This window comes from Klebsiella sp. C283, assembly GCF_048822555.1.
Taxonomy (GTDB): domain Bacteria; phylum Pseudomonadota; class Gammaproteobacteria; order Enterobacterales; family Enterobacteriaceae; genus Klebsiella; species Klebsiella quasipneumoniae.
The window spans coordinates 372,254-378,592 of record NZ_JBMEZS010000006.1 but is presented as its reverse complement, the minus strand read 5'-3'; the positions used below and the strand labels follow the sequence as shown (position 1 = coordinate 378,592).

The window sequence follows — 6,339 nt, the reverse complement described above, 5'->3', positions numbered from 1 at the left end:
AACGGTAGTGATGGCAGCAGTCAGGGTAGTTTTACCATGGTCAACGTGGCCGATAGTACCAACGTTGACGTGCGGTTTTGTACGTTCAAATTTTTCTTTAGACACGGCTATATTCCTTACTATAGTGCTCTCCCCTTCGGAGAGAGCACGGGACTTAGGTTTTAATCCTGTGGATTATTTACCACGGGCTTCAATAACGGCCTGAGCAACGTTGTTCGGCGCATCATCATACTTCAGGAATTCCATGGTGTATGATGCACGACCTTTGGTCAGAGAACGCAGCTGAGTTGCATAACCGAACATTTCGGACAGCGGTACTTCAGCGTGGATCTTAACGCCGGTTACTTCGGATTCCTGACCGCGCAGCATACCGCGACGACGGCTCAAGTCACCGATAACGTCACCAGTGTTCTCTTCCGGAGTTTCTACTTCAACCTTCATGATCGGCTCAAGCAGAACTGGTTTTGCTTTCTTAAAGCCTTCTTTAAAGGCAATAGACGCAGCCAGTTTAAACGCCAGCTCAGAGGAGTCAACGTCGTGGTAAGAACCGAAGTGCAGACGGATACCCATATCAACTACCGGGTAACCTGCCAGCGGACCAGCTTTCAGCTGTTCCTGGATGCCTTTATCAACGGCCGGGATGTATTCGCCAGGAATTACACCACCTTTGATGTCGTTGATGAACTCGTAACCTTTCGGGTTAGAGCCCGGCTCCAGCGGGTACATGTCGATCACAACGTGACCGTACTGACCACGACCACCAGACTGCTTGGCGTGTTTACCTTCGATATCGGTAACTTTCGCGCGAATTGCTTCACGGTAAGCAACCTGAGGTTTACCGACGTTCGCTTCAACGTTGAATTCACGCTTCATACGGTCAACGATGATGTCGAGGTGCAGCTCACCCATACCGGCGATAATGGTCTGGTTAGACTCTTCGTCAGTCCATACGCGGAAAGACGGGTCTTCTTTAGCCAGACGACCCAGAGCCAGACCCATTTTTTCCTGGTCAGCTTTGGTTTTCGGCTCAACGGCGATGGAGATTACCGGCTCAGGGAATTCCATACGCTCCAGAATGATCGGCGCATCCGGGTTACACAGGGTGTCACCAGTAGTTACGTCTTTCAGACCGATTGCAGCAGCGATGTCGCCCGCGCGAACTTCTTTGATCTCTTCACGTTTGTTAGCATGCATCTGTACGATACGACCGAAACGCTCACGTGCAGCTTTCACGGAGTTCAGTACGGTATCACCAGAGTTAACCACACCGGAGTACACGCGGAAGAAGGTCAGGTTGCCCACGAACGGGTCAGTAGCGATTTTGAACGCCAGTGCAGAGAACGGCTCGTCGTCGCTTGCGTGACGCTCAGCCGGAGTATCTTTACCGTCGTCCAGGATGCCATTGATCGCCGGAACGTCAACAGGGGATGGCAGGTAGTCAATTACCGCATCCAGCATCGCCTGAACACCTTTGTTCTTGAACGCAGAACCACAGGTTACCAGGATGATTTCGTTGTTCAGAACGCGCTGACGCAGAGCTTTTTTGATCTCTTCTTCAGTCAGTTCTTCACCACCCAGGTATTTTTCCATCAGCTCTTCAGAAGCTTCAGCTGCGGACTCGATCAGGTTCTGGTGCCATTCGTCAGCCAGATCCTGCATGTCAGCCGGGATATCTTCGTATTCGAAGGTTACGCCCTGGTCTGCATCGTTCCAGTTGATGGCTTTCATTTTCACCAGGTCAACAACGCCGGTGAAACCTTCTTCAGCACCAATTGCCAGCTGCAGCGGAACCGGGTTCGCGCCCAGACGGGTTTTGATCTGACCAACAACTTTCAGGAAGTTAGCGCCCATGCGGTCCATTTTGTTAACGAACGCGATGCGCGGAACTTTATATTTGTTTGCCTGACGCCATACGGTTTCAGACTGCGGCTGAACACCACCAACTGCGCAGTAAACCATTACCGCACCATCAAGAACACGCATGGAACGTTCTACTTCGATAGTGAAGTCAACGTGCCCCGGGGTGTCGATGATGTTTACACGGTGCGGTTCATACTGCTTAGCCATACCAGACCAGAATGCAGTAGTCGCAGCGGAAGTGATGGTGATACCACGTTCCTGCTCCTGCTCCATCCAGTCCATGGTAGCGGCGCCGTCATGAACTTCACCGATTTTGTGGTTTACACCGGTGTAGAACAGAATACGTTCGGTAGTAGTGGTTTTACCGGCGTCGATGTGCGCACTGATACCGATGTTACGGTAGCGTGCGATGGGTGTTGTACGAGCCATTTGATTCCTCGTTTATTTCTTTAGGCGTTCAGTTAAGTTATCCAGAGCGGGCGACTCATCTGAAGCGCCCGCCTGGTGACTATGACTCCGAAGGGATTACCAACGGTAGTGAGCGAACGCCTTGTTGGCTTCGGCCATACGGTGAACGTCTTCACGTTTCTTAACTGCAGTACCTTTGTTGTCTGCAGCATCAGTGAGTTCGTTCGCCAGGCGCAGAGCCATGGATTTATCACCGCGTTTACGAGCAGCTTCAACGATCCAACGCATTGCCAGGGCATTACGACGGACCGGACGAACTTCAACTGGAACCTGATAAGTAGAACCACCTACGCGGCGGGACTTAACTTCGACAGTCGGGCGCACGTTTTCGAGCGCAACTTCGAAGGCTTCCAGTTCAGATTTACCAGAACGCTGAGCCAGGGTCTCCAGCGCGCTGTATACGATAGTTTCTGCAGTAGATTTTTTACCATCTACCATCAGGATATTGACAAATTTAGCCAGCAGTTCTGATCCGAACTTCGGATCCGGCAGAATTTTACGCTGACCAATGACGCGACGACGTGGCATGGAAATACTCCGTTGTTAATTCAGGATTGTCCAAAACTCTAAGAGTTTAGTATGACATTAAGATAAATCAGTTTGGCCTTACTTAACGGAGAACCATTAAGCCTTAGGACGCTTCACGCCGTACTTGGAGCGAGCCTGCTTACGGTCTTTAACGCCGGAGCAGTCAAGCGCACCACGAACGGTGTGGTAACGAACACCCGGAAGGTCTTTAACACGACCGCCACGGATCAGGATCACGGAGTGCTCCTGCAGGTTGTGACCTTCACCACCGATGTAGGAGGTGACTTCGAAACCGTTAGTCAGACGCACACGGCAAACTTTACGCAGTGCGGAGTTCGGTTTCTTAGGAGTGGTGGTATATACGCGAGTACATACGCCACGTTTCTGCGGGCAGGCTTCCAGCGCTGGCACGTTGCTCTTTGCAACTTTGCGCGCGCGTGGTTTGCGTACCAGCTGGTTAATTGTTGCCATTAAATAGCTCCTGGTTTTAGCTTTTGCTTCGTAAACACGTAATAAATCGCCTCATATATTATGAGGACGCAGAATTTTAGGGCGGTGCCGAAAAGGTGTCAAGAAATATACAACGATCCCGCCATCACCAGGCCAACTGACCGGCATGTTTGACTGTGAGTCTGACGAAATCAGTATAGCTAACCCTGCCGACACTGTCCGCAATTTGACCAGTTAGCCCGCGGGCGTCAACGTCGTCTTGCAGCACGTAAAGGGTTATGGGGGCGGATTGCAGGATCTCAAGGAAGCGACCGCCGGCGATAGCCGCCGCGACGCCATCAGACAGCAGTAACAGATCGTCACCCTGCTCCATCAAGCGAAGCATTGCTGCGATATCGGCATGCCAGGGAGAAACACTGAGCGTATGGAGCATGGGGGCCTCAGAAACGCAAAATCACATCAAATTCATGCAGACGGGCGCGCAGGGCATCCGGCGCCAGGCATTCGACATCCACCACCCACGGGGTCGCGGGGTCCAGGCCGCGCTCTCGCGACGACTCGGCGCACAGCCAACACTGGTCGATATCATATAGCGACAGCAGTTTAAAGGTGGCGATGTAATCGCGGGCCAGCACAGCGCCAGGCCGCTGGGCGGGCAACAGCTGAAACACGCCGTCGCCCACGAAAAATACGCCAATCTCGTCGGTGAGGGCAGAGGTGGCTAATAAGGCGTCGAGGCCTTCCCTGCCGGCGGCGCTGCCGTGCGGCGCGGAGGAAAAAACGAAAGCCACACGTTTCATCAAAACTGTACCATCCGATCGCAAGTAAGCGCCGCTTCCGCCAGCGCGCCAAGTCCGCTCAACGTAAAACCCGGCTGCAGATTATGGCCAGGCAGAGCGAGCTGCTGCGCTTCGCGCTCGTCCGTTACGCCACGACGCAGGGCGGCCGCCACGCAGATATGCAGCGCGACGCCGTGCTCATCGTGGAGGGATTGCCACCCGCGCACCAGATCGAACTCATCGCTGGCGGGCGCCGTCAGCTGGTTAGCGTTAAGCACGCCTTCGCGATAGAAAAAAACGCACGCCAGCTCATGGCCTTCCTGCAGCACGGCCTGAGCAAATTGCCAGGCGCTGCTCGCCTGCTGCGTGCCATAGGCAGGGCCGGTCACCGTGAGGGCAAAACGCATTACTTATCCAGCCCCTGGAAATCACCGCTTTTGAACTGGCGAATATAGAGGTAGACAGTGTGCTTGGAGATGTTCAGACGATCGGCCACCTGGTTAATGGCGTCTTTAATATCGAAGATCCCTTTCTCGTAGAGATTCAACACGATTTGACGGTTTTTAGCATTGTTGGACACGCTGCGATCGGCATTCACCTCTTCGATGGTGAATTCCAGAGTCTGGGCGACCAGATCGTCAACCGAGGAAGCGAAGTTCACCGGCGAGTTAACCTCGGGCGTTTCTGGCGGAATAAAGGTGCTCATGATCTGGGAAAACGGCACATCCAGATTCATATTGATGCACAGCAGACCAATCACCCGGTGATCGCGGTTGCGGATGGCAATCGTCACCGACTTCATCAGGACGCCGCTTTTGGCGCGGGTAAAGTAGCATTTGGAAACGCTGCTATCGGCGCCCGTCATATCGTGCAGCATGCGCAGCGCAAGATCGGTAATCGGTGAACCGATTTGGCGGCCGGTATGTTCACCATTGGCGATACGGATGGCAGAGCATTTCAGATCCTGCAAAGAATGCAGCACGATTTCACAGTGCGAACCGATGAGCATCGCCAACCCGTCCACCACCGCTTCATAAGATTTAAGAATATCGAAATCGGTCTGGTCAAAGGGACGTTGATCCAGCAGGTCAAGCTCGCTGGTTTCGTTGGTTAAAAGCGACCTGGACATGAAAAAAAGCACTCCTTTTCAGGAGCCTGTCGTTATTGTCAGGGCAGGCTCATCATCATTATTAAGCTATCTAAAGTAATACAGCGCCTGAGGATCTTTCCAGTTTTAATTATATCTGCGCTCAATAAAAAAGCCGCCGCCTCTGACGAGACGGCGGCCTGAACCCGATTACTTCTTAGCGTCAGCTTTCGCGTCCGCGGCTTTCGCATCGCCAGCGGCTTCCGGCTGAGCATCTGCCTTCGGCGCCGGTTTGATATCCAGCAGCTCTACATCAAAGACCAGCGTAGAGTTGGCCGGGATGCCCGGGACGCCGGTTTTGCCGTAGGCCAGATCTGGCGGAATGACCAGCTTGATTTTGCCGCCTTTCTTGATGTTCTTCAGGCCTTCAGTCCAGCCCGGGATCACCCCGTCGAGACGGAAAGAGAGCGGCTCGCCGCGGGTATAAGAGTTATCAAACTCTTTGCCGTCGATCAGCGTACCTTTGTAGTTAACCACCACGGTGTCGCTGTCTTTCGGCGCATCGCCAGTGCCTTCTTTCTCGACTTTATACAGCAGGCCAGTTTTCGACGTTTTCACGCCCTTCTCTTTGGCAAAGCTGTCACGGAAAGCTTTACCTTTGGTTTCGTTCTCAGTGGCGTCTTTTTCCATTTTCTGCTGAGCCGCGGTCTTCACGCGCGTTTCAAAGGCCTGCAGAGTCTGTTCGATCTCCTGGTCGGACAGTTTGCTCTTATCGGCAAACGCGTCTTGTACGCCGGCGATCAGCTGGGCTTTATCCAGCTTAATGCCGAGTTTTTCTTGTTCTTTCAGGGAGTTTTCCATGTAACGCCCCAGGGACGCGCCCAGCGCATAGGCCGATTTCTGATCGTCATTTTTAAATGCCGATTTACTCTCAGCCGCCGGGGCTGCTTTCGCCGCGGTATCTGCAGCAAAGGTCAGCGGTGCATTCAGGGCGACGGCCATTGTGGTCGCCAGCAGCGTTACTTTAAACAGTGATTTCATCCATTTCTCCAGGGCCGGGGCCTCTCACCCCAGGGTTATCGTAAAAAGCAAAAAACGTACTATAGAACGTCGCCGTTAAAATCTACATACGGACGTTCCTGAATATCGCCACTTTTAGGACTATTT

The 6,339-nt window shown here is 53.0% G+C and carries 9 protein-coding genes; all 9 read right to left on the bottom strand.

Going from position 1 to position 6,339, the window contains the following annotated elements:
* On the bottom strand, positions 1 to 105 hold a 105-nt coding region (locus ACOI7Z_RS14505), incomplete at its 3' end, for a GTP-binding protein (RefSeq protein ID WP_005651251.1).
* 69 nt (positions 106 to 174) lie between these two features.
* Positions 175 to 2,289, bottom strand: a complete 2,115-nt coding sequence (gene fusA, locus ACOI7Z_RS14500) for an elongation factor G (protein ID WP_023291175.1) — start codon at positions 2,287 to 2,289, stop codon at positions 175 to 177.
* 96 nt (positions 2,290 to 2,385) lie between these two features.
* Positions 2,386 to 2,856 (bottom strand): 30S ribosomal protein S7, encoded by a 471-nt coding sequence (gene rpsG / locus ACOI7Z_RS14495; RefSeq protein ID WP_002920113.1) that lies wholly within the window; start codon positions 2,854 to 2,856, stop codon positions 2,386 to 2,388.
* A 96-nt stretch (positions 2,857 to 2,952) separates the two neighbouring features.
* Positions 2,953 to 3,327 (bottom strand): 30S ribosomal protein S12, encoded by a 375-nt coding sequence (gene rpsL, locus ACOI7Z_RS14490; RefSeq protein WP_002920115.1) that lies wholly within the window; start codon positions 3,325 to 3,327, stop codon positions 2,953 to 2,955.
* Positions 3,328 to 3,451: 124 nt separating this feature from the next.
* Entirely contained in the window at positions 3,452 to 3,739 is a 288-nt protein-coding gene (tusB, locus tag ACOI7Z_RS14485; protein WP_004202221.1) for a sulfurtransferase complex subunit TusB, read from the bottom strand.
* 7 nt (positions 3,740 to 3,746) lie between these two features.
* Positions 3,747 to 4,106 carry a sulfurtransferase complex subunit TusC gene (tusC, locus tag ACOI7Z_RS14480; protein ID WP_086075530.1) on the bottom strand — a complete coding sequence of 120 codons (360 nt, stop codon included), beginning with the start codon at positions 4,104 to 4,106 and terminating at the stop codon, positions 3,747 to 3,749.
* Positions 4,106 to 4,492 carry a sulfurtransferase complex subunit TusD gene (gene tusD, locus ACOI7Z_RS14475; RefSeq protein ID WP_002920128.1) on the bottom strand — a complete coding sequence of 129 codons (387 nt, stop codon included), beginning with the start codon at positions 4,490 to 4,492 and terminating at the stop codon, positions 4,106 to 4,108. Before tusD ends, tusC begins: the two co-directional genes overlap by 1 nt.
* Positions 4,492 to 5,214: a helix-turn-helix transcriptional regulator gene (locus ACOI7Z_RS14470; protein ID WP_002920130.1), complete on the bottom strand. Its 723-nt coding sequence runs from the start codon at positions 5,212 to 5,214 to the stop codon at positions 4,492 to 4,494. The genes tusD and ACOI7Z_RS14470 overlap by 1 nt, the downstream gene beginning before the upstream one ends.
* A gap of 168 nt (positions 5,215 to 5,382) precedes the next feature.
* On the bottom strand, positions 5,383 to 6,213 hold the full coding sequence (fkpA, locus tag ACOI7Z_RS14465) for an FKBP-type peptidyl-prolyl cis-trans isomerase (RefSeq protein WP_004202215.1): 831 nt from the start codon (positions 6,211 to 6,213) through the stop codon (positions 5,383 to 5,385).
* Between the last annotated feature and the right edge of the window lie 126 nt (positions 6,214 to 6,339).

Coding starts and splice junctions, on each gene's coding strand:
- rpsG (WP_002920113.1), bottom strand. CDS start 2,856: ATGCCACGTCGTCGCGTCATTGGTCAGCGTAAAATTCTGCCGGATCCG.
- tusC (WP_086075530.1), bottom strand. CDS start 4,106: ATGAAACGTGTGGCTTTCGTTTTTTCCTCCGCGCCGCACGGCAGCGCC.
- tusB (WP_004202221.1), bottom strand. CDS start 3,739: ATGCTCCATACGCTCAGTGTTTCTCCCTGGCATGCCGATATCGCAGCA.
- tusD (WP_002920128.1), bottom strand. CDS start 4,492: ATGCGTTTTGCCCTCACGGTGACCGGCCCTGCCTATGGCACGCAGCAG.
- fusA (WP_023291175.1), bottom strand. CDS start 2,289: ATGGCTCGTACAACACCCATCGCACGCTACCGTAACATCGGTATCAGT.
- fkpA (WP_004202215.1), bottom strand. CDS start 6,213: ATGAAATCACTGTTTAAAGTAACGCTGCTGGCGACCACAATGGCCGTC.
- ACOI7Z_RS14470 (WP_002920130.1), bottom strand. CDS start 5,214: ATGTCCAGGTCGCTTTTAACCAACGAAACCAGCGAGCTTGACCTGCTG.
- rpsL (WP_002920115.1), bottom strand. CDS start 3,327: ATGGCAACAATTAACCAGCTGGTACGCAAACCACGCGCGCGCAAAGTT.